This is a genomic window from Acinetobacter lwoffii (assembly GCF_019048525.1).
GTDB lineage: Bacteria > Pseudomonadota > Gammaproteobacteria > Pseudomonadales > Moraxellaceae > Acinetobacter > Acinetobacter lwoffii_K.
Genome location: NZ_CP077369.1, coordinates 1,925,651 through 1,950,221, shown reverse-complemented (window position 1 = coordinate 1,950,221; position 24,571 = coordinate 1,925,651). Strand labels below are relative to the sequence as shown.

Below are 24,571 nucleotides of genomic sequence, written 5' to 3'. Positions count from 1 at the left end.
AAAACCCGCGACATGCGCGGGTTTTCTTCGCTTTAATTCGTGATGAATTACAAGCTGTAGTACATATCAAATTCAACTGGGTGAGTAGTCGTGTTTAGACGACGAACTTCTTCAGTTTTAAGCTCGATATAAGCATCAAGCATTTCTTTCGTGAACACGCCACCTTTTAACAGGTAATCATGATCCGCTTGAAGTGCTTCAAGCGCCATATCCAGGCTATGCGCCACTGTAGGGATTTTTGCTTCTTCTTCCGGTGGAAGATCGTACAAGTTCTTGTCAGCAGCTTCACCTGGGTGGATCTTGTTTTGAATACCGTCAAGACCAGCCATCAACAATGCCGCGAAACCTAGGTACGGGTTCATCATTGGATCTGGAAAACGCGCTTCAATACGCTTGCCTTTCGGGCTAGACACGTAAGGAATACGGATAGATGCAGAACGGTTACGCGCTGAGTAAGCAAGCATAATCGGTGCTTCGAAATGTGGAACCAAACGCTTATACGAGTTTGTAGAAGGGTTAGTGATCGCATTCAAAGAACGGGCATGTTTAATTACACCACCGATGAAGTACAACGCCATTTCTGAAAGGCCTGCATATTCATCACCAGCAAACAGGTTTTTGCCGTCTTTAGAGATCGACATATGCACGTGCATACCAGAACCGTTATCGCCAACCATTGGTTTAGGCATAAAGGTTGCTGTTTTTGCATATTGATGCGCAACGTTCCAAACCGCATATTTGAACTGTTGAACTTCGTCTGCTTTACGCACCATAGTGTTGAAGCTCACACCAATTTCTAACTGGCAAGAAGCAACTTCGTGGTGATGTACTTCTACACGACCTGGACCCATGATGTCTTCGATACGCGCACACATGTCTGCACGCATGTCATGTGAAGAATCTACAGGAGGAACTGGGAAGTAACCGCCTTTTACGCGTGGACGGTGACCAGAGTTACCGCCTTCGTAGTCTTTGTTAGTTGACCAAGCAGCTTCTTCAGCGATCAATGTATGGCGCGCGCCAGACATGTCGATTTCCCATTTTACTTCGTCAAATACGAAGAATTCTGGTTCTGGACCAAAGAATGCAGTATCACCGATACCGGTAGATTTCAAATATTCTTCTGCACGGCGCGCAATCGAACGTGGGTCACGATCATAACCTTGACCAGTTGATGGCTCGATGACGTCACAAGTTACAACAACTGTTGGCTCTGCAAAGAACGGGTCGATAAAACCTGTTGCCGCATCCGGACGTAAAATCATGTCCGATGCTTCGATGCCTTTCCAACCTGCAATTGAAGAACCGTCAAACATTTTGCCGTCTTCAAATGTATCTTCATCAATACTGTCTGCTGGGTAAGTGACGTGTTGCTCTTTACCCTTGGTATCAGTAAAGCGAAAATCGACCCATTTTGCGCCACTTTCTTGTATGAGTTGAAGGACCTTGTTCGCCATGCTCATTTTGCTCCGATGTTTTTGTTGCACCCGTGAAGTGCGTGTTAGCAGTTGATAGTTATTAAGCAATTACCGTACCAACTTTTAAAAGTATAGATAAAATCTTGAAATCTTTATAAGAAATCATGAAGTGACAAAAATACTTTGCGGCTATTATACTAGCTGCAAAACTAAATGCACTATATTCAAGCATTCTTCATTTATTTTATTTCAGCTTTATTTTTTAGCGCACCTAAATAGTGCATGTATCTATAAAAATGTATAAGAAACATAGCTTTTTATAGCAAATATGCTGCTTTTTCTTACTTTTGTTATATTTTTACTTGTTTTTGGATAAAAATTGAGCTTTTTTTAGTAGATATCAGTAAAGAAAATTTTGCGATTCATTTGGGATTGTATGCCTATTATGAGGCATTTTCTTTAAATCTACTTTCAATAGAAAAGTTTATATAAAGCTTAATTATTCAAGTGATGTTTTTTTCATCAAGCATTTTACCTCTCTTTGACCTTAATTTTTTCATTTTTAAGTTTTACTCTAAAAAATAGCCTTTTAAATCTTTCTATGAGTAAGCCTATTACTTTAAATCATTATAAAATTTTATTTAATTTTCTACAGGTTTTTAAAGCCAATAAATTGAGCGAAATTGTTGCGCCGAATGGGGCTATTTTTTGCTATGATGAAGCGTGCTTTATTTTCACACAATGAAATCAATGATTTAGTTGTGTCAGGCAAGTGCTTGCAACACGTATAAATAAAGTACGATCTGGACAACATTAGCACATTTAAGTGCATTAATTTCAATAGGTTAAACTCATGCTTTTAATGGTCGAGAATTATCATAATAATTAAATACTGTAAAATGCCATTAAATCAAAATCCTTATGTCTTTATTTTCAAGCCTTTCCAGTTAAATACCATAAAATAGAATTAAATTGTATTAATCGCTTTTGTGAGTAATATAGTGAGTAACAATATTTAATCTCTTGCGTTACTCACATGCTTAACGATACCAAGTTAAAAAAACTAAAACCAATGGAAAAAGCATACCGTATTGCTGACCAAGGCGGACTATGTATTGAGGTTCGCTCTACCGGTACAAAGCTTTGGCGTGTACGCTATCGTTATGCAGGCAAGGCCTCAATGATCAGTCTAGGTGAATACCCTATCGTAAGCTTAGCAGAGGCACGTCAAAAGCAAGACGAAATCAAATCACTGCTTGCAAACAATATTGATCCAGCTGTGCATCGTCAACAAGAAAAGGCTGCCATGCTTTGTGATGAAAACAGTTTCGAGGCAATTGCCAAGGAATATGCTGCGGATCGTCTAAAGGATAAATCCCAAACCTATGTAGATGCTTTTCATCGTGCAATGGAAAAGGATATTTATAAAGTTATTGGGCATAAAAATATTAAAGATGTGACCTCTGCTGATGTTTTGAAAATTATGCAGAATACAGTGAAGCGTGTTAAGGATCAGGATAACCGTGGTACTGGCGAAGTCACAGCAATTGAAAACAGGAAGAAGATTGGCTCTGTGATGAGATATGCCATTGCGACATTAAGAGCTGAGAATGATCCGACATATGCGGTACGTGAAGTGATAGCACGACCTGATGTTGAGCATGCAAGACCATTAAGTTTGGCTGAACGAAAGGTGTTTAGAGCGCGGATCGATAGTTATGGTGGTGCTGAGTCAACGGTCAATTCTATTTTATTTTTGTTCTATACCATGCTTCGCACAATTGAGGTGCGTCGACTGCAGTGGTCATTTATTGACTTCGAAGAAAGAACTATTACTTTTGAAAAACAAACCCGGGAGCAGCTTAAAAAAGGCATGCGACTAACTAAGAAGAATAGGACGCATATAGTGCCAATGTCTGAACAGGTTTATCAACTTTTACTTAAGCAGAAGAAGCTCACTGGCCGCAAGAAGTATGTTTTTGAAGGTGTCTATAAGGGCGGGATGATGCCAGCCACTACAATCAATCGTGCACTGCAATACATCATGCAGAACGTCACGGCACATGATTTCCGCGCTACGGCATCCACCCTATTGAATGAGCTTGGTTATGATGAAAAGTGGATCGAGACTCAACTGGCTCACGCTGATGAGAATAAAACACGTGCATCGTATAACCATGCCAAGTATTTAGCAGATCGTAGAAAAATGATGCAGGACTGGGCTGATATTGTGGATGGATGGAAGGATTAAATAACCCCAACACATATCCCCACATTCACATTCGTCGCAATTGAGTGAGCTGTGCAGCTCTGGCTAAGAGTCTTTACCAAGTCAATTAGCACTGTAACCGTTCATCCGAAATATCATAATTTTGCGTCACTCTATGACGCATCTTTGAATTTAAAAGATTTATTTTATTTGTTTGATTTTTATCGAGTCTTTACAATCTTGATTATTGTTACAAAAATCAAGGAGTCGTAAAGTTATGAACAGTACTCATGGGGGTTTTCGAGCCGGAGCAGGTCGAAAAAAGTCTGAAGAGACTAAAGTTATTCGAGTGCCTGAATCTAAAATTCTTGATATTAAAGAATACCTAGAATCTCTTAAAAAAGAAAATGAAATTAGTGATATCCGTCAGTTTGATCCTGTCACAAAAATAGAAATACCCTTGGCAACCGAACGCGTTCAAGCTGGATTCCCCTCGCCCGCTCAAGATTATATTGATAAAAAAATCGATCTGAATGAGTACCTCATTAATAATGCGAATGCTACTTTTATTGTTCGTGCGGATTCTCTTTCTATGCTAAATGCAGGAATCGATATTAATGACGCCTTGGTTGTAGATCGCAGTATTCAGGCTAGGCATAGAGATATTGTGATTGCCAGTATCGATAATGAATTGACAGTGAAACGGCTAATTATTGATGCGAAAGGTTGCTGGTTGAAAGCTGAGAATGAGGGTTATCCAGATATTCATCCCCAAGAAGGTCAGCAATTTGAAATCTGGGGTGTAGTCACAAATGTAATCAAGAAATTCAGATGAGCTATAACAATGAAATATACGCGCTCATTGATGTAAATAATTGCTATGTAAGCTGTGAGCGCCTATTTAATCCTAAACTTAAAGATGTGCCGGTCATTGTTCTTTCAAATAACGACGGCTGTGCAGTTGCACGTTCCCAAGAAGCAAAAGATCTTGGTATTAAGATGGGTGTTCCCCTATTCCAGGTTAGGGATATTGTCGAAAAACATAATGTACAGGTACTTTCGAGTAACTATGCTTTGTATGCTGAAATGTCTCAACGTTTCCATTCGATTCTGGCTGATTACGTGGCGCCAGGTGAACAGGAAATTTATTCGATTGATGAGTGCTTTTTAAAGCTTACTGCCTATTCTGAAAATTATGACCTGGTTGAATATGCACAAGATATGCGACAGCGGATCTTGCGGTGGATTGGATTACCGGTCTGTGTTGGTATTGGTCGATCAAAAACCGAAGCAAAGCTTGCCAATCATATGGCTAAAAAGGCTAAACGCTTTAATGGGGTTTGTGATCTGGTTTCTATGGATCCGAAGCACCGAGATTATTTTTCGAGTTTGATTGATGTTTCCGAAGTCTGGGGAGTTGGTCGTCAGCATAGTAAAAAACTAAAAGGCTTAGGTATTAATACTGTTCTTGATTTAGCCACTTCTAATCCACATCAAATGGGAAAACTGTTTTCAGTGGTCGTGCAGAGGACTGTCATGGAACTGCAAGGGATTTCATGTATCGAACTTGAGCAGGCTGCGCCAACCAAGAAGCAAATCATTTCATCACGCTCATTTGGCGCACGGGTAACCGATATTGAATCATTATCTGAGGCAATGAGTGATTACCTGCAGAACGCTGTTAAGCGGTTAAGAGAAGATGAATCTCTTTGTGGTTGTGTGATTGCTTTTGCCCAATCCAATCCTTTTGATAAGAACAGGCCTTTCTATAACAAGTCGATCAATATCGGATTTGCTGAGCCGACTGACTGTGCTGCTGTTATGAACCGGGCTGTAATGAAGCGAATGAATGAGCTGTTTCAAGAAGGAATCGAGTTTAAGAAATGTGGTGTGATATTGACCGCAATCGAGCCAAAATCGACATACATATATGCCCTTCTATCTGATAGTACTCAAATAGAGAAAAATGAGAAACTTCAATCTGCCCTTGAGCAGGTTAAGGTGAGATTTGGAGATAAGAAAATAGCAATTGGCCCATGCAAAATGCATGGTCGCGCATGGGCAATGGCCAGACAAAACCTGACTCAGAACTATTTTAGTTGGGAAGGGATTCTGAGGATTAATTAATAACCAGTCACTTATTTTAATGATAAACAATGCCCTCATTTGAGGGCATTTATCTATTTTATTGGAAAACTAACTTCTTAATTCTGTTGCTCGTACTCGATCAATACTTTGGCCACCGCCTTAGCAGCCAACCAGTAACGCGCATTAAACCGGGCAAGTTCATCTTCATTGGAAATAAAGCCAAGCTCTACAATCAAACCGCCAGCATTCACGTATGCCAGACGACCGCGCGCAGATTTAGACTGATCAATCCAGCCATTGTCACCACGTAATCTGCTGCCCAGCGCATCTGCTACGGCTTTCGACAAATCCTGCGCTAGTTTCTTATCTTTCGGTAAAGCAATCGTCTCAATACCATTCGCCTGTTTTGATGCTGCAGCATTCATGTGGAATTCAACCGCAACACTTGAGCCTTGGATTAATTTTACCGCAGCAGACAATGGATCATTCTTGGTACCAGTACCATCGGTCTTGACCTGTAATCCAGCCTCACGCAAATAATGAGTCACTGCATTGCGGAAATTAACCACCAGATCTGCTTCTTTCACTTTGCCATTTACGGCACCTGGATCTGTATTGCTATGGCCAGCTGTAACCGCAACAAGGCCTAAAGGTTGATGCAGTTTTGGTTGATAAATTTTCTTACCAAGCCAGGATAAAAACACCATGACCGACCCTGTGATAAATGCATGGTACTCAACAGGGATCACTTTAAAGTCCATCGCCCATTGCAATGCCGGAATAACGACAAGCAATAAAAAAGCCCCCAAAATTGGGAGCTTTACAGAAAGATACTTCCAGGCACTTTGCTCAATTAATTTCATTTGGCGCTCCAAGTTGCGGCTTTATTTTTAAGCCAGTTTTCAATAAATGTACTTCCAAGAATTCCCAGAGCTGATGCAATTGCAATCAAAGCTAGTGGATGAATATCTGGAATTTGTAATAAGATCCCACCAGCCAAAACGGATGAAGCCGATCCCAAAATAGTCCGACCCAAAACAAGTCGAACAGTTAGTCTTTCCTCAGATACAAGAAGTTTAGACAGGCCGATGACAGCCCCGATCACGACAAGCATCCAAAATGTTTTTTCATGCTCCTGCATGATTCCCCCTATTTTTTGGCAATAAAAAAGCACCTAAAAAGGTGCCGTTATTTGGTTAAGTTTAGACTTCTATTTGCACCACCCTTCCTTCTGGTGCTGGGCGCTTAATCTCATTACTGGATACAAATACCCGGGTGCCATTCGTATATTTAGTAGTACTCGTGCACATGACCAGTCCAGTTCCGTCTACGACCAAGACCTTATAATTAGGATGATCTGCAGAAGTTATCGTACCAATGAATTCGGGAGCCTTTGGAAGTAAATCAATTAAACGCTGCAATGGATTACTCATGGTTTATGCTCTCCACTTTAACACTTTGATTGATTACTGCATGATTGAACGAGACACTCACGTTCTCAACCATGCCCCACCATTCTGCATTAAAAGCTACCAACTCACCCGGGGCGCATTCGCCAGTATTGGTATTCACCGGCATAACCAGACTATGGGTTTCAACCATACCGGCTTTAGCAAGTGCTGTTTTGCCATATGCACCCATACTTTCAACTGTAAATAGCGGATTATTGACAGTTTCCAGTAAGGTATTGGCTGGTGTACCAGTACGTCGTACCTGTCCACTCAACTGGCCACGATCATTGGTCAAAGTGATTCCATTGTAATCAGGGTATAGCTCATAATCGGTGGATTGCTCAGTAACCAGGCTTTCCGGTATCAGTCGATCATACTCTTCAACTGCAATTGCATCCCAAAAGGTCTTTTTATACTTAGGCTTGACTGTAATGGCGTTGTTGCCTTTTTCACTATATACAAAGCCGCCTGCACTTTCGGCAATCATCTTAATAACAGCAATGGGTGTCATATTGGAGTAGCTTAGACTGCCACTCGGAATGATCCAGCTCAGCTCATCAATCAGCTCCCACTTTAGCTGTGTTGAACTATTCACTCGATCCAGTTCAGCCTGGCATAATTGTCGAGCTGTACGCTCATTCTCTTGGGTAAAGGATCGCGTTTGTGCATAGGGTGCATCCAATAAAGCGGACTGACTACGGCCATTAAGTGTATAAGTCGTTTCGGCAAAGCGACGCGAACGGCTACGGTTTTCTAGCAACATGTGATGCTCAGTGCCATTAACCATGATTTTTAAAATCACAGGTAGACCATTAATTGGTTCAAGCTTCGATATCTCAGATACTGGTACGGTTAGACTATATGACCAGCACCAGCCACTACGATCTGTACTGTAATTACCATCATAAACAAGGATATTCTCCCCATTATCCAGACGGCTCACTGATAATTCATTCACGATATACCACCAGTTTTGATTCGGTAAACCGGGAATACACTCATCATCCCCGAAATTTAAAATAAGGTTATGTGCATCCTGGTCATCACACAGACAATTAAAATTAAGATCATTGTTACTTTCATACTGCGGTGGTTCAGGTTTTGGCCATGGTAATACCGGATGCTTGCGGTAATGAATAGCTTTGGCTTTATCCCATGCAATACTGGATGTAGTAATAAACTCAAGGCCTTTATCCCACTCAAGTGAAAAATGCTTTTCAAAAACGTGTGCTACCTGATGGGAGTAAGTAAAAGTTTTACGTTTACGGACCAGTTCATCCCATTCAGTTTTTTGATTAATCCTAAGCTTATTGGATTCTTCAAATATCAAAGTCCTGGAGATAACCAGACGTTCATTTTCCTGCCATTTCAGATAAGCACTGCGCGATAAGCCTGTTGCCTGCTCATGAATCATTTGAACGGCACGATGAAGCGTATTGGCATTATCAAATCTAGCTGATGCGTGGTTACTTAAACCTAGACTACGCTCAAAATAAAACGCACTGTTATGCACTCTTAAGACGGGTTTAGCCCAGAGTGTATTCACTTGAATTGCTTTAAATAATGCCTTCTGAAATGATGCGCTGAATTGACCAGATACCCCAGCAATAAAGTTCAAATCAAAATGATCACTAAATTCTCCCAGCACACCAATATTAATGACTGCCCTGACTTTTCGCAGGTAGTTGATCGTCTGCTTGCCACTAATCTGTACATTAATGCCAGTTTTGATCGTGGCCAACACCTGATCTTTGGCTGAGCCAATCTGCTTGCCATGGATCTGGCTTGTGAGCCTTACCCCCACCCAGGCCGAAACGGTATTACTACTGACAGAATCCCCAAAATTTAAATTTGTCGAGCTGGTTGCTGGCTCATCAAAGTCGAGAATTAAATTATGTGCATCCGGTGGCGTATAGTTCGACACATGCTCACCTCATTAAACTGATGGGAAGAATTCAATTGAGTCCAGATCGTATGAAGCCCCTATCACCAGATCAACGGTATCAAGTGCCATATCAACAGTGCAATCAAAGTCCATTACAGCTATTCCCTCGCCATTATAAAGACGCGCCCAGACGGCTTTTCCTGTCTTAACAATGGTGCCTTCACCAGTGGGATATAACTCAATGCTCGTATTTTTCAGCCGTTTAAAACTAGGTTTAGGTAATTCCATAGTCACCAGCCGAGCTGACTCATTCGCTGGAACGGTGGTATCTGCAGGTTTACTGTCATCATAAAAAACAAAGGTAGCATTTGCGCTACCTTGGTCGATAAATAAGGTTAATGCCTGCAGCATCGAAAGCCCGGCATTTAAGGAAGGAGTAATCATTTTGGCACCACATTATCTTGAATGACTGCGTTAAACTGAAGCCTTGGGTGATGGGCGACAATAAAGAATCGCTCCTCATCATTTAAATTATAAAAGGCATAATGCCCCTGATTGTCAGTCGCCACTTCAGCCATTAACTGACCTGACTTACGTTCAAACAGGCGTACCCGGCAAGGTAGCGGAACTTTTTTTTCCTGCACCTGACCCTTAATTGATTTGGCATCCGCTGTTTTGAAGGCAATATTGTTTTTAAATACCAGGGTAATTGGCTGATCCATCTTGATTGCCATTAGGCTTCTCCTAGATCAAACATGACCAGTCCTTTGGAGTAATTAGAATCACCGTAGATATCTTTTGCGATGAATACGCGACCAGATTGTTCCACTAATTGTAAATCGGCATATAACGTTTTATGAGGAATAGTCTTAATCAGTGGTAAAAAACCGCGGGGTAAAAACTGTGATGAATTTAAAATCTCCATAATCAATGGAGATTGCAATATAACCCCGCCAATTCCATCTGCTGATACTGAATAACCACTGGTATTACCACTTACAACGGGTGATAATTCTATTGTCACTTTGCGACCAGTAGCCTGAGCATATGCTGACTTTTTATAACCGCGCTGTAAAAAAACACTTCGACCAGATGTTGCGACATCACTATCTTCAGAACCAATTGAAATACCATTGGTATTATAGGATGCTCGATAGCCAATATTCTGTACCGCTTCCCAGATATTTGTTGCCAAAAGATAATGAGTAAAAAGATCATCATCTGCAATTTGTTCAAACGCGCCAAAGCCGTAACAGTAAGCTAATTTCTTTTCATCCTCCAGGATACTCATATCATTATTTACTGAATTCATAATGTAGAAGCCAGTATCAGTACCCACCACCAGCCAATCGCCTGCTGCAATTGAAAAATCAGCAAGATTGGTGCTATCAGTATTACTTTCACCTGCTGAGCAGTAATACCACTTAGCCCAGCCATTTTTGATATTCAGCCCACTTCCAGTCGGATTCCAGTTGCGCGCGGGCGCTGAAGCAATGTAGGGAGCTTGCACCCCGGTCATGGTATCAATATCAGTCATGTTCTCGACAATGCCAACCTTGGCATATTTTGCGTAATTGTTGCTATAGCTTGAAATCCGCTCATCAACGACACGTAAAAATGGCCGGTTTGGTAAAGATTCATCTTTCGAGCGGAAAGCGGCTCGGCCGCCACCTAAGGCAGTTGTGCTTGAGAATGGCTTTTCAAAGCCAAGTGGTGTAAGCAAACAGTTAATTGTCCCCGTGGCATTGGCGACCGTTGCTGATGTATTCAATTCAAACGTGATGGTATTGGTATTTACAATCTGCTTGATCTTAAAGTCACCATTAAATTCAGCTTGATTGGCCCCACTGATCCGAATGATCTGATGCTTCATCAGGTTGTGTGTCATACCAAAAGTCGCTGTTGCTGTGGTGCCGCTAGCCGTCAGTGATGCCACCGTGCCTACCTGAATGCCTGAAACTAAACATGCATCCAGCAGAGCAAGCATTGAACCCTGCACATTAAGCAGCTGTGGAGCACTATTGTTTTTTGAAGTGAAGAACTTGACTGTTTTGCCTGTGACCATATTATTTATTCCATAAAAAAGACCGCTTAAAGCGGTCATATTTGATTTAGGTTTTAAACGACGCGATCAATATCGCCACGCAGCATGATCTGGAATTCATCTGATAATACCGTTGGTTCTGACTGTTTTACCGTACGGATCACCCACACCGGAAACATGGCCGCAATCGTATTGAAACGCAGTACGTTGCCGCTGGTCCAGCCTGCCCCCCATCCTTCTCTTTTTACAATAAAGTAAGGTGAATTGGTGACCGGATTGATTGGGGCACAATCCGCATTGGTTGAACCGGTGCCGGCTAGCTGGCCAGTTGTTTCACCTACAATTCTGAAAGTGGTTTCTGAGATAAAGACAAGTGCCCATCTTTCCTGAATTGCTCCCTTGTTGGTTACTTCAATCGGATACAAGGCATCATTATAGTTTGCAGATATGGCTCCCTCAGAAGGCTGATCATTCCAGATACTATTCCAGGTCTCTTGTACAAACTTGCCGGTATAACGTGATTGCATGTCGTCAATCACCAGTGCTGAACCTACCACAGTATCTTCATGATCATAGTTATGTGTCAGCGGCTTGGTAAAGGTGATCTGGCCATTGATCTGCACATCCCTGATCAACAGCATATCTTGATAGCGATAGCGCAGTGTGAGAGGTGCACTTAAATTATTTAGGGCAAAATCCCCACCTAAAGTCAGCTTGCCGTAATCATAGTCAATTGAGTACATATCAAAGGGAATCTTGATCCCGCCGGCATCTTCGAGTTCAGCCCATGAGATACGCTGATCCGGTAATTCATAAATCTTACCTGCGACTTCATCTGGTAGTTCAAAAGACTTACTGGAACTAACAATACCAATATCCCCAACTCGGAAAATCGGAACACGTCCATCTAGTGGTAAGCGGGTTGCTGATAGACCTAAAATTTCAGAATCTAGCGGAATATAGGTATAAGCCACTGCGTTATACCGTACCGAGGAGGCATCCACCCATACCGGGATGTTGATATAAGTATCTACCCCTTCCTGATATTCCAACAGCGGGTCATACCAGTCATTGGCCATAATTTCGGAGCGGTTGGCTTCAGTGATTTTGGTTTTGGTATAAAAGTAAATACTGACAAATCCGGTATCGTAGCTCACTTTTCCATGCGCCCGACTGGTTTCAATTAATCCGTTTTCATCAGCAGTCAAGGTGAGCTGACCGTATTCAAGCGTCCCGACCACAACAGTCAAAGACTGTGGTCGGATCGGCATGATTGGCGTTCTAAAACTGATTTTATTGACCGGCAATAGGTCGGTTGTGGTGGTTAAGGATTCCAAAGTAATCGTGTTATCTGCACCCGGTGTCCAGGAATCGATTTCAACGCGCCCAGTCCCATACTGGATCATGCCAGATTGAATCCCGCTATTATTGGCTGGATTCACATTGCGATATAGCAAGCCAGTACGATCAAGAAAAGTATCAGCACCCACTTTAAAACGCGCTGAACCTGTCAAAATCTGCTCATCAAAACCAGAGGATAAATCCAACTTGAGCTTGTTTGCAGTCACGGTGTGGGTTGCTGAATTGGAACCGGACGTATCACGGTATTTAACTTGAACATCAACAGTATTAAAGGCTTTTAATTCAACCTGCTGACCTTGAATGTCTGATGTTTGTGGAGAATAAAAAGACATATTTCCTCGCTAGGCAGCCGCATAGGTAGCCATAGGTGTAAAGGTTTGCACAAATCTGCTCGCTGTACTTTTTGGTGTGACTTCAACTGCGCCAGTGGCATAGATAATGGTGCCTTGTACTTGACCACGGCTATTCACTAGATTACCCATAGTTGCATTCACCGGCACATCTGTCAGAGTTACAGACCCTGTAATCCCCTCACTGCTTTGAAGTGGAATTTTTAACTCAACACTATTTGGCTGAATTGCTGGTCCGGTACCAATGGTAAAGGTCAGCTTTTGATTTACAGGAGCAACATCCATCTTGGTCTGCTCAAGTGAGGATCCATAGTTATAAATCACAGAAAAGACCGCACCTTTTTGCGGCAGCTGGTTTGGAATGATCTTACCGGTACCCGTGGCATAGTTGATTTCACCTGTGGCATCACCAGTAAACTTGCCTTGAGCATTAGAGGTTGCAGTTTTGGCCTCCCCTTCCAGCGTCCAATTAATGGTGATACCCGGCAATACACCTGGTCGACCTAAATCAAAATCAAACGCAGCTTTTTCCACACTTAAATTAGATCGCACGAAAGTGACAATCGGTGTACCCCAGTTCAGCAAGATCGGCGTACCGACATCTGGCAAAGCACCAGTCGTTAAAAGCCATGAACCTGTTTCATAATTGATTACACCCGAACCAAAGGATGAGCTCGCACCTTTGAGCTGACCCGAGCCATCATCTTTAAGTTCATAAAATTTGCCTTGTGACATGTAAGAAATAGTCAAAGCACCAGGGGCTGGAATTGGAATCAGAACTCCTGTCCAGTTGGTACCCTGGTTAAGCTGAGTCACTGGGATTGCATGGCTTTGATAGTGTTGCATCGGTGCGGCTGCAGGTTTGAAAGTAATATCAAGATATTCGCTACTACCGACCACAGCAGAGGTCCATTGAATCAAGCCACGCTGATAATCAATTGTTCCAACCTGGACACCTTGAGTATTTTTTAGTAATCCACCCTGATCCGAAATTGGTTGGCCCTGTAAAGTAAATGAAACACTCGAGGGAATAACGGCAGAACCGATATAAAGATTCTGACTCACATCAACTGTAATATTTGGATAATGGGCTGTAATGGCTCCATCGTTACCCGCCACCAAAACCACACTTTCACCTGCTGCATTTACATCAATAATTGGTGTTTCTGCTTGAGCAGAGGGTACAAGCTGGGCAAAAATACTTTTGGCATTGACTGTGAATTCCCCCACCTTGCCATCAGATGCAAGATTGCTTGATGCATAGTATTTACCAGTGTCAGCAACAATTGTCTCGCGGATAATCGTTCTGGATTTTTCACCTTGATACCAGAGCTTTGCTGATAGTCCTACAAAATCCCGATCAAGCGCGTCACTGATAGAATAGGTCGCTATCTTGTACTCAACCTCTTTACCCTCAATCATCATCTTGGCAATACGAGTTTCAACCTTGGTTAAGCGTACATACTGCTCATGTTCATGATCTTCACCTTCATCTGACACCAGAACCAGAGTACTTCCCACAGCACTTTCTGTTTCGCTGGGAAACATGGCAACCTGCAAGGTTTTCATGCCTATGTAATGCGTATCAAGAGGTGTGCCAGCAATTTGCCCACCTTTGGCTGAATAGTTCTCCACCCGGTTCTTTGCTGATTTGCGTTCATCTGTCCAGGACTTGGTGCTAAACAATAGAGCTGACACGTTTGGATCAGCGGGATTCCTGGAGATAAATACGGTTGCACCCATCAGTACTTCATTCCCTGCTGTTGTGACTGCAGGGAAAAATTTACGCATGGATACGTCACCCATAGCGCGGTTTAATTCAGAGATATCAGGAAACAGATTGTTACTCTGACCATCCTCAATCATCTGGCCTGAATATTTACCACCCCCATCATCCGTATCCATTAAGCGCTCTGATTTGTAGAGCACCAGGTCTTTGGTTTCAATAGCCACTGTTTAACTCCCCACCTCAGTAAAACGCAAAGTTACGTTGTAATAATCATCTTCAGATACAGTTGGAATCCCTTTGACCGGACTGGCTTCTAATGCACCTGCTTCATGATTGAAAATCACATTAAATTGCCGCCGGTCATGCTGATACTCAAAAGCAAGGATGAACAACTCGGATAGGGCCGACCAAGCCAAGACCGTGCGTAAATCACGGCGCTTGATCCAGCCCATTTCAGCGTCTGCAGGCTCAAGAACAATAGAGCGCCCCGCTTTTTTATGACCCTCTTGAATGATTAGAGAGCCGTCAATTGCACGTTCCTGTTTCTGCTCTACAGGCTTCCACTCAAATTCATCAGCCCACAAAAAACCGTCCTCAAGTGGGACGGTTTCTGATGTAGATACACGTATTAGTTTCATTAACTTCTCTTTTTCAGCATTTCAAATTCTTGAAGTATGGCCTCCATTGCATCCCCAGCCTCTGGTGAGCCATAAAGAGGTACGGTTTTACCACCCGACTTGAATTCATATCGCACGGTCTTACTGTCCCCTTGAGTATCTCTAACCGATGGTGCAGACGGGATCGACGGCGCATAGTCACTCAGGCTGCTGGAACCAGTAGAGGCCACGTTAATAGAGCGAAGCAATTCATTGATCTTGTTGGTACCGTGCTGAGTGGTAATCCCTTTGGCAGCCGCCTGATCAAACATCTGATTAATGACAGTATCCAAACCACCAAATGAGCTATTACCATAACTAGCCATCTTGGCATCACGATCCGCTTCCATGGCTTGTGACCAGATATTACCAGCCAGTTTTTTGGCCTGTGCATCGTCATAACCCTGAGATTTCAGCATAGAGATAACATCATTCTTGTTATAAGAATCATAGTTATCCAGACTACCAAGCGCCTTACTTTGCTGCTTCATGGCCTTATCAAATTCGCCTTTAGCTTTATTGACTGCATCAGCCCATTCCTCAGTAGATGACTTAGCGCTGTCTATTGCCCGGGTAGCAGAGTGAACACTGCCCTCAATGCCTTTAACACCGTCACGAACCCGATCTGTCGACCGGCGCATACTATCCAGTGACTCATTGGCTTTATCTGTGGCTTTTACAGTGGCCTTACCGGTTTCATCAATCTGCACTTCAAGATTACGCCCGGCATTCATTGCATTTACCGCTGCAATTCTTCCTGCGTCACCGGATGCAGCCGCAGACTGAGCAGCTTTCTCATAGGCCTTTTGCACACCTTCAGCAGTAGCCTTGCCGCTATCACGAACATTAATAAAATCCATTAATGCTTGTTGGGCAGCCAGCTTGAGATTCTCCTTGGTCTCAATGCCTAGTCTTTTGAAAGACTCCGTAACAGGATCGATATCATCAGGCAGCTTTTGAGCCTGCATCTTGATAGCAATGAGGCCTTGCTCTACCTGACTTGTTGAAACTTTACCCTGGTCTCCAAACTCCTGAAGTTTTGCTTTAGCCATATCAATTTCAGCTTGGCTTTTTGCTGTTTCCAGCCATTTCAGCCAGGCTTGATAAGTTACATCACCGGCCTGTTTACCAGTGACACCAAGCTCTTTCAGGTCCACACCTAGCTTATCTATATCCTCGCCAGATTTAGTAAACTGTTCAGATACCTTGTTAAGCGCTTTATCTAGATCTACCCCAAATTTTTGGGCCAGTTCGGAAGCCCTTGTATATGCAGCAGCCGAACCATTAGCAGTTTTCTGGTTGAGTGCCAGTAACTCTGTCTGTCTCTGGTTTCGACTGGCTTGTAGCTCTTGTTCCTTGGTATTGATCTGGTTGATCTTGTCTTGAACCTGTTTAAGCTCGTTCAAGTCACCAGAAGCCTTGGCTTGTTGGATCTGCTTTTCTAGAGCTGCGCGCTCAATAGCGGCTTGCTTTTGAAATGCCAGATATTCTTCATCCGCTATTCTGAGGTTTTCCGTAGCCACTTTAATGGCTTCAGTTTTCTGCTGCGCCTCTGTCAGTTTCTGCCCCGCAGCATCCATAGCAGCAACTGTGACCTTCCCTGCCTCATCCATTGCTACGGCGTAGCCCTTGGCCGCTAGTTCGGACTTGAGCTGTTCTGATAGCACGCCTTCATTGGCTGCTATGGATGCATTGGCATAATCCTGTGCTGCCTTAATCCGATTTTGTGCGCTGGCTGTTTCGTCTGCATCAATCTTATCTAGAGTGGCTTTGGCACTATCAGCCTTTTCCTGATTTTTCTGCTGCTCAGTTTTGGACATCTCCTCTAGGCGTTCAACGTATTTGGACTTAAACCCCATAGCCTCTTTGTCTGCTTCAGCATAATACTGTTTAGCCTTGTCCTTCATCAGATCAGCATTGGCAGCAAATTGCTTGCTCACATCACCCCATGTGATTGCTGCCATAACGCTATTGGCTGCCGAGGCCAAAGTATAGAACGCGCCTGTAATCAGATTAAGTCCGATCTTAATGCCTGCTATGCCATCTTCAACCATGCCAAAAACAAGTGATAGTCCTTGCAAAACCCTTGTTAAGAAACTTACTTGCTCTCCAGCAGATGTGGCATCACCAACAAATGAGCCAAGCAGGGATGCAAAGGTTGTGAATGCTGTTCCTAATACATCATCTATAGTTTTTCCTAGTTCCCAAGCCCCAGATATAATGCTCTTGAATAGCTCATAAGTTGAACTCAAAGCGTCTTTTAATGCCTGAGTCTCCGACTCTAGTCCTGTATATCGCTCTGTTATGGCCTCTACAGCACCTATAGCATCTTCAAACAAGGTGGTGAGCCAGCTCATGTCCCCACCCAATGTAAGCATGGCCTCTGATAGCCGGGCTGAGATCTGATGTTTTTCATTTAGCTTAGCAATAACGTCTGTTAAGTTGTTTCTGAGTGCTACTGCTGCATCGGCTGTAGAATTCTCCATTGAGTTGGCCAACTCTTCATTGCGATCTCTTGACTCAATAAGCGCCGTAGTAAGTTCTTTAATTGAGGCTTTACCACTTGCTCCTAGTTGGCGAATTTCTTCTTCGGTGCGCCCAGTACTTTCAGCCATGTCTTTTACGACATTATCTGCACCCGTAATGATTGACATCCATGCATCTGCATCAACCGCACCTTTAGCCATGGATTTTGCTAAAGCATCCTGTGCTGATGATGCTTGGTCTGCCCTAGTGGCGTTATGTGTAAAAGATAGTGATAGACTCTCTGTAACCGCTAGAATTTGCTCTGTGGTGTAGCCCAGCGACTTCATCGTACCAGCTGTCGCTAGATACACTTCCTGAGCCTCTTGGAGTGGCCGGAAGGTCTTATTGGCCAGATCTAACAGCCTAGCTTGCACCATGGTGTATTCTTCTGTGCTATTAGTAGCGTTCTTGATACGCTCGCCCATCTGCTGTGTAGCATCGGCTGTCTGTAATAGCTCTTTAACAGTAAGACCAAGACCCAGGCCTGCTAATCCTGCTGCCAGTGTCCCTACTGCCGCCTTGGCGGTATTAAACCCTTGTTTGGCCTTATCAGCTGCACTACTAGTTTCCTTGAGTTCTGTATTGGCTTTATTTACAGCGGTGTCAAACTCATTGAATGCTACCTCAGCTTGCTCTACCTCCTGCTCCAGCTGATCTACCTTTTGCTTAGCTGCTTCAATATCGTGTGGTGAAGCATTGGTTTTGGAAAATTCTTGGAGTGATTGCTTTGCTCCAGCCAGATCAGCTTTTAGTTGCTCAAGTGCTTTCTCAGCCTTACTACCAAAGTCCTTGAAGTTATCAGCTGTTTCTTTAGCTCCATCCCCTGCACCTTTGATTGCTTCCGTTGCACCGTTTAGTGTAGCTTTCAGCTTATCAGCTAATTCCAAGGATTCTTTCGGCACAATTTTAGAAACAGCATCCGATGTCTTTTTAGCCTCACCCTCAAAGCTGGCTGTCCCCTGTTTAATTGCCTGCTGTAAATCACTAAAAGCCTTCTCTGCACTTTTAGCATTCTGTACTAACCCCTTGGAATCTCCATCCAGGATCAATTTGAAGGTTAAGTTTTTACCGGACATATAAACCTCTGAACTTTGCGCAATAAAAAACCCTGCTCAGGGGCAGGGTTATAAAAATTAGATGTTAAGCATTATGTGCAAAACTTTTCCCATACAGTTTGAAACTCACTAGATTCTATATTCTCCCCATCGATAGCAACTATCGCAGGACTTGCTATAAATCGTTTGAATCCAGTGTAACCACCAAAACTGTTTTTGCTATTTACTTCACCACACATACCGTTCTGATTACGTATTTGTGCACTTTCAGGATCTTTCAGGAAGTTCTTCAATGCAATTTCAGCATCCACCTGCATTGCAATAGCACGATCACGCGCCTCTCTCTCCTGATCACGCCGTTCTTTCTCAGCTGCTTTTGTAGCTTCACGCTCAGCAGTAGATTTTCTTTGCTCTTCAGCATGTGCTTTACGATCTGCTTCACGCGCCAATAGCTCAGGACTTGCTGTACCATTTTCTAAAGCTTTTTCTTCTGAAGCTTGAAGGAGCATGCCTGAAAAACCCAATAAGAAAAATATACCCACACCCAACCAGAGACCTTTAATAGATGGACTTATTTCAGTTATCTTTTTCTGAATTGGGGGTAACATCAAAATACCAGCCAATATCATAAATATACTGCCTAAAAAGCTCTCGCCAAGCAGTGACAACCCTCTAATAATAAAGACCACCCCAAAAAACCAAAGGAATGCTGCAATTAATTTATTTTTCATTACAAATTACGCCATAAGATTTTCACAATTCTGTCTCGGCATAAAATAACAGTGTATTCCTGTAAATCTACCTGTTTTACATACTCAGTAGCTGCACAGTGAAGTCTTCCATCTTCCAGGAGGTAGAATCTCGGCTTACCAAGCTCAAGTTTACTTTTAAGTGCCTGATGACTATCCCCAATTCTTACCAAATCACCGGATGGAGTGCGAATGCTGGTAGTTGTCCTTTCTGCATACGTGAACCCCGACACCAAACACAGAGCTAATAATATTTTTCTCACAATAACCCCCTAAATAGTTATTTCCACATCATAACTTTAGGGTGCTACTTGATCAATCAGAAACCATCTCTTTCTTAAATGACTCAAAGCCCTTCTTATCAGACTGTGCCACACGTGCAGCTACGGCGTTATTAAAGATCCCTTGCTTATACAGCTTGTTTGCTGCTTTAACGTAGTTCTGAAATGCGCCGTAGGTCATTTCCATGATTTCACTATGCTGATGACCCATGGATATCAGAAACTGGAATGAATCAAACCAGGTGGAGTCATCTTTCTTTTTAATGCCGCGTTTTGGCTTTTCGTATTTAAAGTAAGCTTGATTGACCAGAAGCACCGCTTTAAGCAGATCTTTAAATCCCTGCTCATCAGCAGCAAGTTCTACCAGTGATTCATGATCCAGATCGGTGACGCATGCCATTGTCGAAATGACTTGCACGCCATGAGCCTTGAAGAGCCCTGTCAAAATCTCATCTGAATGATTCTGGTCTTTGATGAAGTTCTTCAATACTTCAGCATGCATTGCCCAGGTATCAAAATCTTTCATCTGGATCTGACGCACTTCGATGTCATTAACTTTGATGCTTCGGTTTGTTGCTAGGAAAAAATCATTCATGGTGGAATCCCGAGAAAAATTTTAGATATTAAAAAAGCACCCTAAGGTGCTTTTCTTTTAACTTTAATAAAGGCTGAATTCTATAAAGTCCAACTACCACCTTGTCCCATCTCATAAACGATGAAAATTAAGGCTAGTACCATTAGTATGACAACAACGATTTCTGTTTTCGTTAGCATTTTCGGTGCTCCACTTTTCATCATTCATATGATAAGCAAAGCAAACAATTAATAACATAAAGGTTACAAAAAATTATTGGATGTTACAAAGATTTAGAAGTTAGGGAAGTTTCTTTAGAGTGTAGCTACCTACTGAAGCATTCAAACATTTCGTTAAGCAACTCAACAAAAAGTTTCAACCGAAAAGCATTCTTACGCAAACCTAGAAACCTATAACTTTAGACCTGAATATCTTACATATCCCGACATAGCTGCTACATCCACGATTTAAATCATTCTCTACACTGAAATTAAGTCTTAGAAACGTAGAGGAAATTCAAATGAAAAAGTATTCGAAAATTCTAATCTTAGCTTTAATGGGATTTACCGGTACCGTTGCTATCGCAGCTGACTCGATTCCAATAGAAGCCACTGCTGCAGCTGAAGCGCAACAGGTTGCTTTAGAGTATGGAAATGAAAAAGATCAAAAATCTGAATCATCTGATGAATAAAGTAAAGCCCTCAAATGAGGGCCTTATAATTATTTATTCCAACTTGGTATACAGGCACTGTTCCACGATAGTTCGAACTGTTTTTGATCCGTCTGATTTTCTACAAGCACTATATTTTTTTCAATCACAACAAAGCGTTGGAAAGCAGTGTATTTGTTATCTTTGTCCCTATAGCTTACCTCTCCACACTCTCCTATTTGATTACGAAACTTAGCTGAATCAGGATTTGGAAGAAAAGTTTTAGTTATCTCTCGTATTGATTTGAGCTGTTGTTCTTTTAATATCTCTGGATTAGAAGATTGAGCATTAAATTCTTGCTGACTACATCCAGTTAATATTGTAAAAACCAACAAAAAAACTATATGTTTCATAAGCCCCCCTTTTCCTAAAGGCGGAACTTTACATTATTTTGTTGATTAAGCTGATTGTATTTGCACATACTTTTGTAATTTTATGTTTAGACGCTTTAGGGCTTTTTTATGTAAATATTAAATAATTAATAAAGATTTCAAGTTATTTAAAACCTCCCGAAGGAGGTTCTTAGCTTACTAACTTACTGACATACAAGATAAATAATAGTAGAAATAATTATTACGGCTAGGATGGAGACAAATATTTCTATTTTAGTCATAGCAGTTTTATTCTTAACGTGAAGTGAATATCTTTTATATCCCCATCAGATGAAAATTAGAATAACAAAAGATTACATAATCTTTATTTTTTACTATTTATTAAGTTTCATCTTAAATGTTTTAAGACTTATTACTATAAGGCAGGCACAAAAAAGACGCTAATGCGCCGTGGAGTTCTTTGTGCCTGCGAAAGGTTACGGTGCTGTCGCTGCCGGAATCGTTACGATATGACCATATAAGCCAAGTGTTGGGTCTGTTTCTTTACCCACATCAGATAAGGCCTGACCAGAGATTTCATACTGACCCAATTCTTCATGAATTAATGGGAAAGTGGTTTCAGGTGACTTCTTGGTACGCCACAAACGAACAGCCATATGCTTACCATTTGCTGTATTCACCCCTTTGAAGAACAACTCATATTCTTCATTGAAGTTATTTGCCAAAGTGGTATGTGTTACAGCACCTGTTGTGTAGGTGGCTAGGATCGGCATCGTGAGGTCTGCTACATCATGGAAGATCACAGTGCCAAACTTAGCATCTACGGTGTACTGATCATCCGTAAGTGTCTTTGGTGTACCGCTAGTAGAGTCCTTAAAGGTCACTTCTGATAAGTTGTAGCCCTTTAATTGGATTTCCTGACCAGCAACCACAGTCCCTAGAGACTCATCAGCTACAGTATCACTTGCAACCTCAGTATTTGTACCAGAGACAATGTATTCAAGGTTCTCTTTGTCCACTTCTTCCAGTGTTCCGGAGAAATTAACAGAGGTGGTATTTACCATCGTGAAGTCGGTTGTGCGATTGCCCGATGTTGATTCCTGGTGCTCAATAACATCTGCACCAATCTCAAGTTCAAAATCGGGCACGTTGCCCAGATGACGCATAGCGCCAGCAATACCATTAGTTAGCTTGGATAAATAGAATTTACCCTGCAACGAGATATATTCTTTAGCCATTACTTTTCATCCCCTGTGGTTTTCTTGGCTGGAGCAGATTTAGGTTCAGGTACTTCCTGAATCACACCATCCGCCACTAATTTTTTAATTTGCGCATCATCCAGCCCGCCGACCATATCGCCTTTTTGAAAGCGGCCGACAGGCTGAGTTGCCTTATATTGTTTTGCCATGACTGGCTCCTAAATGAATTTTTGTGATTCAAAAATAATAGTGATGTATGCAAAGCCTGGACTATAGCCATCCCGAACTGAGATAAATTCCAGCGCCGTACGTGATGCTTGAGGCTGCCAACCAGAAAGCAGTTGAATCACCTTCTCAGTCAAAAACCCCGCTTCATCACTTACAGCACGTCCATCGGTCATTTGAGATTGAGCATTGCGACATGCAACTGTGACTGCCCATTGTTGGCCGATCTGATTGACTGAACCTCTGCCTGCACTGGCTTTCTTGTCGATACGAACAAAGTTGACGTGAGCCGACGGCGTAACTTGTGACATCTCTGTGACATTGACTGAGTTCAACGGCGTATAGATCTTTAGAAATTCCGGAATCTCTTTCAGTTTTTCTGTTATCTCATCACGTACCGCGAAGAAGGTGCTCATCGATAAAACTCCCGACAATATCCAAAATCATGACCTCATCTTCAGCATTAATACCGAGCTGGGTCCGTGGTGGTAAAACTGACTGCTTAACTTTCCGATATTGACCACCCACTGCAAAAGTAATGTATTGGCCATTCTTGGGCAGGATGGTTGCGCCGTAATGCAGATGAGGTGCGTACGCCACATCTGTACCCACCTCCACACCGCTTGAAAGAACATTGTGTGTGTAGGAATTCATTAGGCGGCCAGTATCACGTAATGTTTCACCAACGCCCACACCATCACGTCCTTGCAGCTTGGCTCTCCATGAAATCTTCCACGGATTTCCATCTACACCAGTACCGGTTAAAAACCGATGCTGAATACTATTCACAAGCCCTGCACCAATCTCATCAAACAACTGGTTCTTCAGTGAATCAAAGTTACCTAATTGGTTAAGCACTGCTTCAATAGGTGAGCTATCAGCTCGAATGGTTATTGCAAAAGCCATAAACATCTCACTTCATGCTAGGCATCATGTCTAAAGTGGCATCACCAAATACGCCACCGGTGTAACTTGTGCCGATGGGTGCTGTTGATGGTTTATTTACTGGCTTTTCATCAGTCACTTGGTTTTCAATATTAAGGATATTTAGAATAGCTTTACCATCAGCTACCCGCTTTAGAAAATCAATCTCTGCTTTATAGCGGTTCTCAATTTCTTCCGTGGGTCGCTGAAAATAAAGACGGTAGCGTGCAATGTTGCACGCTACTCGTTTTAATGTGCTTGGAATACTTGGTAAGGGCAGCTCATATCTAACAGCGATATAGCTATCAATTTCCTCTGCAGCATCCTGTAATGCACTTTCAACTGCATCACTAGTTGATTGCATTACTTCTAAATTTTCCATCTCATGTATACCAAACCGAGCTACCAAATCTGCTTCAGTCGCGTACATAGATCACCTACTTGGCTTCGTCAGCCGCTTTAGAGTCCGCTTTAGGCTTAGCTGCTTGCTTCGCCTTTTCAAGTTCAGCCACTTTTGCTTTTAGCTCGGTAACTTCTTGATCTGCCTTCGCCTTGTCAGCAGCTGCTGTCTGATTGGCTTCAGTTAAGGTTTTATTTGCTGCTGTTAGTTCAGCATTGGCCTTTTCAAGTTCAGCCAAACGTGCAGCGGTACCATCTGCTTTAGGTTCTTCCGGCTCTTGATATTCTTCAATAGCCCCAGATGCTAAAAGGGCCTGAAGTTGTTTAGCTTCAAGCCCTTTGATTTCATCACCTGGCATAAAATGCCCGATGGATTGTTTTGCTGTGTACTTCGGCATGTCTTGCT

Annotated in this window: 25 protein-coding genes; 4 read left to right on the top strand and 21 right to left on the bottom strand. The window is 42.4% G+C overall.

Annotated elements, in window-relative coordinates:
* Positions 1-47 precede the first annotated feature (47 nt).
* Positions 48-1,463 carry a type I glutamate--ammonia ligase gene (glnA, locus tag I6L24_RS09120; protein ID WP_004279641.1) on the bottom strand — a complete coding sequence of 472 codons (1,416 nt, stop codon included), beginning with the start codon at positions 1,461-1,463 and terminating at the stop codon, positions 48-50.
* A gap of 991 nt (positions 1,464-2,454) precedes the next feature.
* On the opposite strand from glnA, the gene I6L24_RS09115 reads away from it, so the two are divergent.
* The 3 genes from I6L24_RS09115 (at position 2,455) to I6L24_RS09105 (ending at position 5,754) form a co-directional block, all read left to right on the top strand.
* A complete protein-coding gene (locus tag I6L24_RS09115) occupies positions 2,455-3,669 on the top strand; it encodes a tyrosine-type recombinase/integrase (protein WP_216985933.1) in 1,215 nt (404 codons plus the stop codon).
* A 235-nt stretch (positions 3,670-3,904) separates the two neighbouring features.
* Positions 3,905-4,462: a LexA family protein gene (locus tag I6L24_RS09110; protein WP_044112759.1), complete on the top strand. Its 558-nt coding sequence runs from the start codon at positions 3,905-3,907 to the stop codon at positions 4,460-4,462.
* The gene (locus I6L24_RS09105; protein ID WP_216985932.1) at positions 4,459-5,754 is read left to right on the top strand and encodes a Y-family DNA polymerase; all 1,296 of its coding nucleotides are present in this window, start codon (positions 4,459-4,461) and stop codon (positions 5,752-5,754) included. The genes I6L24_RS09110 and I6L24_RS09105 overlap by 4 nt, the downstream gene beginning before the upstream one ends.
* Positions 5,755-5,831: 77 nt before the next feature.
* Here the strand turns inward: I6L24_RS09105 and I6L24_RS09100 are convergent, their stop codons facing one another.
* The 13 genes from I6L24_RS09100 to I6L24_RS09040 all read right to left on the bottom strand — a co-directional run bounded on the left by I6L24_RS09100 (position 5,832) and on the right by I6L24_RS09040 (position 20,398).
* A complete protein-coding gene (locus tag I6L24_RS09100; protein WP_216985931.1) occupies positions 5,832-6,578 on the bottom strand; it encodes an N-acetylmuramoyl-L-alanine amidase in 747 nt (248 codons plus the stop codon).
* Complete coding sequence (locus I6L24_RS09095; protein WP_216985930.1) at positions 6,575-6,856, bottom strand: phage holin family protein; 282 nt, start codon at positions 6,854-6,856, stop codon at positions 6,575-6,577. The genes I6L24_RS09100 and I6L24_RS09095 overlap by 4 nt, the downstream gene beginning before the upstream one ends.
* Positions 6,857-6,917: 61 nt before the next feature.
* A complete protein-coding gene (locus I6L24_RS09090; protein ID WP_216985929.1) occupies positions 6,918-7,148 on the bottom strand; it encodes a hypothetical protein in 231 nt (76 codons plus the stop codon).
* Entirely contained in the window at positions 7,141-9,090 is a 1,950-nt protein-coding gene (locus tag I6L24_RS09085) for a hypothetical protein (protein ID WP_216985928.1), read from the bottom strand. Before I6L24_RS09085 ends, I6L24_RS09090 begins: the two co-directional genes overlap by 8 nt.
* 12 nt (positions 9,091-9,102) lie before the next feature.
* Positions 9,103-9,495 carry a hypothetical protein gene (locus I6L24_RS09080; RefSeq protein ID WP_216985927.1) on the bottom strand — a complete coding sequence of 131 codons (393 nt, stop codon included), beginning with the start codon at positions 9,493-9,495 and terminating at the stop codon, positions 9,103-9,105.
* Complete coding sequence (locus tag I6L24_RS09075; protein ID WP_216985926.1) at positions 9,492-9,785, bottom strand: carboxypeptidase regulatory-like domain-containing protein; 294 nt, start codon at positions 9,783-9,785, stop codon at positions 9,492-9,494. Before I6L24_RS09075 ends, I6L24_RS09080 begins: the two co-directional genes overlap by 4 nt.
* Entirely contained in the window at positions 9,785-11,155 is a 1,371-nt protein-coding gene (locus tag I6L24_RS09070) for a hypothetical protein (RefSeq protein ID WP_216985925.1), read from the bottom strand. The genes I6L24_RS09075 and I6L24_RS09070 overlap by 1 nt, the downstream gene beginning before the upstream one ends.
* A 14-nt stretch (positions 11,156-11,169) precedes the next feature.
* The gene (locus I6L24_RS09065; protein ID WP_216985924.1) at positions 11,170-12,789 is read right to left on the bottom strand and encodes a hypothetical protein; all 1,620 of its coding nucleotides are present in this window, start codon (positions 12,787-12,789) and stop codon (positions 11,170-11,172) included.
* A gap of 9 nt (positions 12,790-12,798) precedes the next feature.
* A complete protein-coding gene (locus tag I6L24_RS09060) occupies positions 12,799-14,760 on the bottom strand; it encodes a hypothetical protein (RefSeq protein WP_216985923.1) in 1,962 nt (653 codons plus the stop codon).
* Between the two features lie 3 nt (positions 14,761-14,763).
* Positions 14,764-15,174, bottom strand: a complete 411-nt coding sequence (locus tag I6L24_RS09055) for a hypothetical protein (protein ID WP_216985922.1) — start codon at positions 15,172-15,174, stop codon at positions 14,764-14,766.
* The gene (locus tag I6L24_RS09050; protein WP_216985921.1) at positions 15,174-18,794 is read right to left on the bottom strand and encodes a tape measure protein; all 3,621 of its coding nucleotides are present in this window, start codon (positions 18,792-18,794) and stop codon (positions 15,174-15,176) included. Before I6L24_RS09050 ends, I6L24_RS09055 begins: the two co-directional genes overlap by 1 nt.
* A 71-nt stretch (positions 18,795-18,865) precedes the next feature.
* A complete protein-coding gene (locus tag I6L24_RS16560; protein WP_228733309.1) occupies positions 18,866-19,504 on the bottom strand; it encodes a DMT family transporter in 639 nt (212 codons plus the stop codon).
* 333 nt (positions 19,505-19,837) lie between these two features.
* Positions 19,838-20,398 (bottom strand): hypothetical protein, encoded by a 561-nt coding sequence (locus I6L24_RS09040; RefSeq protein ID WP_216985920.1) that lies wholly within the window; start codon positions 20,396-20,398, stop codon positions 19,838-19,840.
* A 499-nt stretch (positions 20,399-20,897) separates the two neighbouring features.
* On the opposite strand from I6L24_RS09040, the gene I6L24_RS09035 reads away from it, so the two are divergent.
* A complete protein-coding gene (locus tag I6L24_RS09035) occupies positions 20,898-21,068 on the top strand; it encodes a hypothetical protein (RefSeq protein ID WP_216985919.1) in 171 nt (56 codons plus the stop codon).
* Positions 21,069-21,097: 29 nt separating this feature from the next.
* On the opposite strand, the gene I6L24_RS09030 is transcribed toward I6L24_RS09035, so the two are convergent.
* From I6L24_RS09030 to I6L24_RS09000, 7 genes are all read right to left on the bottom strand, one after another.
* A complete protein-coding gene (locus I6L24_RS09030) occupies positions 21,098-21,439 on the bottom strand; it encodes a hypothetical protein (RefSeq protein ID WP_004893884.1) in 342 nt (113 codons plus the stop codon).
* 455 nt (positions 21,440-21,894) lie between these two features.
* The gene (locus tag I6L24_RS09025) at positions 21,895-22,656 is read right to left on the bottom strand and encodes a phage tail tube protein (protein WP_005097138.1); all 762 of its coding nucleotides are present in this window, start codon (positions 22,654-22,656) and stop codon (positions 21,895-21,897) included.
* A complete protein-coding gene (locus I6L24_RS09020; RefSeq protein ID WP_216985918.1) occupies positions 22,656-22,826 on the bottom strand; it encodes a hypothetical protein in 171 nt (56 codons plus the stop codon). Before I6L24_RS09020 ends, I6L24_RS09025 begins: the two co-directional genes overlap by 1 nt.
* A 9-nt stretch (positions 22,827-22,835) precedes the next feature.
* A complete protein-coding gene (locus I6L24_RS09015; protein WP_216985917.1) occupies positions 22,836-23,258 on the bottom strand; it encodes a phage tail terminator protein in 423 nt (140 codons plus the stop codon).
* Positions 23,233-23,748 carry a phage virion morphogenesis protein gene (locus I6L24_RS09010; protein ID WP_005097142.1) on the bottom strand — a complete coding sequence of 172 codons (516 nt, stop codon included), beginning with the start codon at positions 23,746-23,748 and terminating at the stop codon, positions 23,233-23,235. The genes I6L24_RS09015 and I6L24_RS09010 overlap by 26 nt, the downstream gene beginning before the upstream one ends.
* A gap of 7 nt (positions 23,749-23,755) precedes the next feature.
* The gene (locus tag I6L24_RS09005) at positions 23,756-24,196 is read right to left on the bottom strand and encodes a gp436 family protein (RefSeq protein WP_005097143.1); all 441 of its coding nucleotides are present in this window, start codon (positions 24,194-24,196) and stop codon (positions 23,756-23,758) included.
* 7 nt (positions 24,197-24,203) lie between these two features.
* Positions 24,204-24,563, bottom strand: coding sequence for a hypothetical protein (locus I6L24_RS09000; RefSeq protein WP_216985916.1), 360 nt, complete (start codon positions 24,561-24,563; stop codon positions 24,204-24,206).
* Positions 24,564-24,571: the final 8 nt, after the last annotated feature.

What these genes read in the sequence shown, in the direction of transcription:
- glnA (WP_004279641.1), bottom strand. Translation starts at nt 1,463, where the DNA reads ATGAGCATGGCGAACAAGGTCCTTCAACTCATACAAGAAAGTGGCGCA.
- I6L24_RS09115 (WP_216985933.1), top strand. Translation starts at nt 2,455, where the DNA reads ATGCTTAACGATACCAAGTTAAAAAAACTAAAACCAATGGAAAAAGCA.
- I6L24_RS09110 (WP_044112759.1), top strand. Translation starts at nt 3,905, where the DNA reads ATGAACAGTACTCATGGGGGTTTTCGAGCCGGAGCAGGTCGAAAAAAG.
- I6L24_RS09105 (WP_216985932.1), top strand. Translation starts at nt 4,459, where the DNA reads ATGAGCTATAACAATGAAATATACGCGCTCATTGATGTAAATAATTGC.
- I6L24_RS09100 (WP_216985931.1), bottom strand. Translation starts at nt 6,578, where the DNA reads ATGAAATTAATTGAGCAAAGTGCCTGGAAGTATCTTTCTGTAAAGCTC.
- I6L24_RS09095 (WP_216985930.1), bottom strand. Translation starts at nt 6,856, where the DNA reads ATGCAGGAGCATGAAAAAACATTTTGGATGCTTGTCGTGATCGGGGCT.
- I6L24_RS09090 (WP_216985929.1), bottom strand. Translation starts at nt 7,148, where the DNA reads ATGAGTAATCCATTGCAGCGTTTAATTGATTTACTTCCAAAGGCTCCC.
- I6L24_RS09080 (WP_216985927.1), bottom strand. Translation starts at nt 9,495, where the DNA reads ATGATTACTCCTTCCTTAAATGCCGGGCTTTCGATGCTGCAGGCATTA.
- I6L24_RS09075 (WP_216985926.1), bottom strand. Translation starts at nt 9,785, where the DNA reads ATGGCAATCAAGATGGATCAGCCAATTACCCTGGTATTTAAAAACAAT.
- I6L24_RS09070 (WP_216985925.1), bottom strand. Translation starts at nt 11,155, where the DNA reads ATGACCGCTTTAAGCGGTCTTTTTTATGGAATAAATAATATGGTCACA.
- I6L24_RS09065 (WP_216985924.1), bottom strand. Translation starts at nt 12,789, where the DNA reads ATGTCTTTTTATTCTCCACAAACATCAGACATTCAAGGTCAGCAGGTT.
- I6L24_RS09055 (WP_216985922.1), bottom strand. Translation starts at nt 15,174, where the DNA reads ATGAAACTAATACGTGTATCTACATCAGAAACCGTCCCACTTGAGGAC.
- I6L24_RS09050 (WP_216985921.1), bottom strand. Translation starts at nt 18,794, where the DNA reads ATGTCCGGTAAAAACTTAACCTTCAAATTGATCCTGGATGGAGATTCC.
- I6L24_RS16560 (WP_228733309.1), bottom strand. Translation starts at nt 19,504, where the DNA reads ATGAAAAATAAATTAATTGCAGCATTCCTTTGGTTTTTTGGGGTGGTC.
- I6L24_RS09040 (WP_216985920.1), bottom strand. Translation starts at nt 20,398, where the DNA reads ATGAATGATTTTTTCCTAGCAACAAACCGAAGCATCAAAGTTAATGAC.
- I6L24_RS09035 (WP_216985919.1), top strand. Translation starts at nt 20,898, where the DNA reads ATGAAAAAGTATTCGAAAATTCTAATCTTAGCTTTAATGGGATTTACC.
- I6L24_RS09030 (WP_004893884.1), bottom strand. Translation starts at nt 21,439, where the DNA reads ATGAAACATATAGTTTTTTTGTTGGTTTTTACAATATTAACTGGATGT.
- I6L24_RS09025 (WP_005097138.1), bottom strand. Translation starts at nt 22,656, where the DNA reads ATGGCTAAAGAATATATCTCGTTGCAGGGTAAATTCTATTTATCCAAG.
- I6L24_RS09020 (WP_216985918.1), bottom strand. Translation starts at nt 22,826, where the DNA reads ATGGCAAAACAATATAAGGCAACTCAGCCTGTCGGCCGCTTTCAAAAA.
- I6L24_RS09015 (WP_216985917.1), bottom strand. Translation starts at nt 23,258, where the DNA reads ATGAGCACCTTCTTCGCGGTACGTGATGAGATAACAGAAAAACTGAAA.
- I6L24_RS09010 (WP_005097142.1), bottom strand. Translation starts at nt 23,748, where the DNA reads ATGGCTTTTGCAATAACCATTCGAGCTGATAGCTCACCTATTGAAGCA.
- I6L24_RS09005 (WP_005097143.1), bottom strand. Translation starts at nt 24,196, where the DNA reads ATGTACGCGACTGAAGCAGATTTGGTAGCTCGGTTTGGTATACATGAG.
- I6L24_RS09000 (WP_216985916.1), bottom strand. Translation starts at nt 24,563, where the DNA reads ATGCCGAAGTACACAGCAAAACAATCCATCGGGCATTTTATGCCAGGT.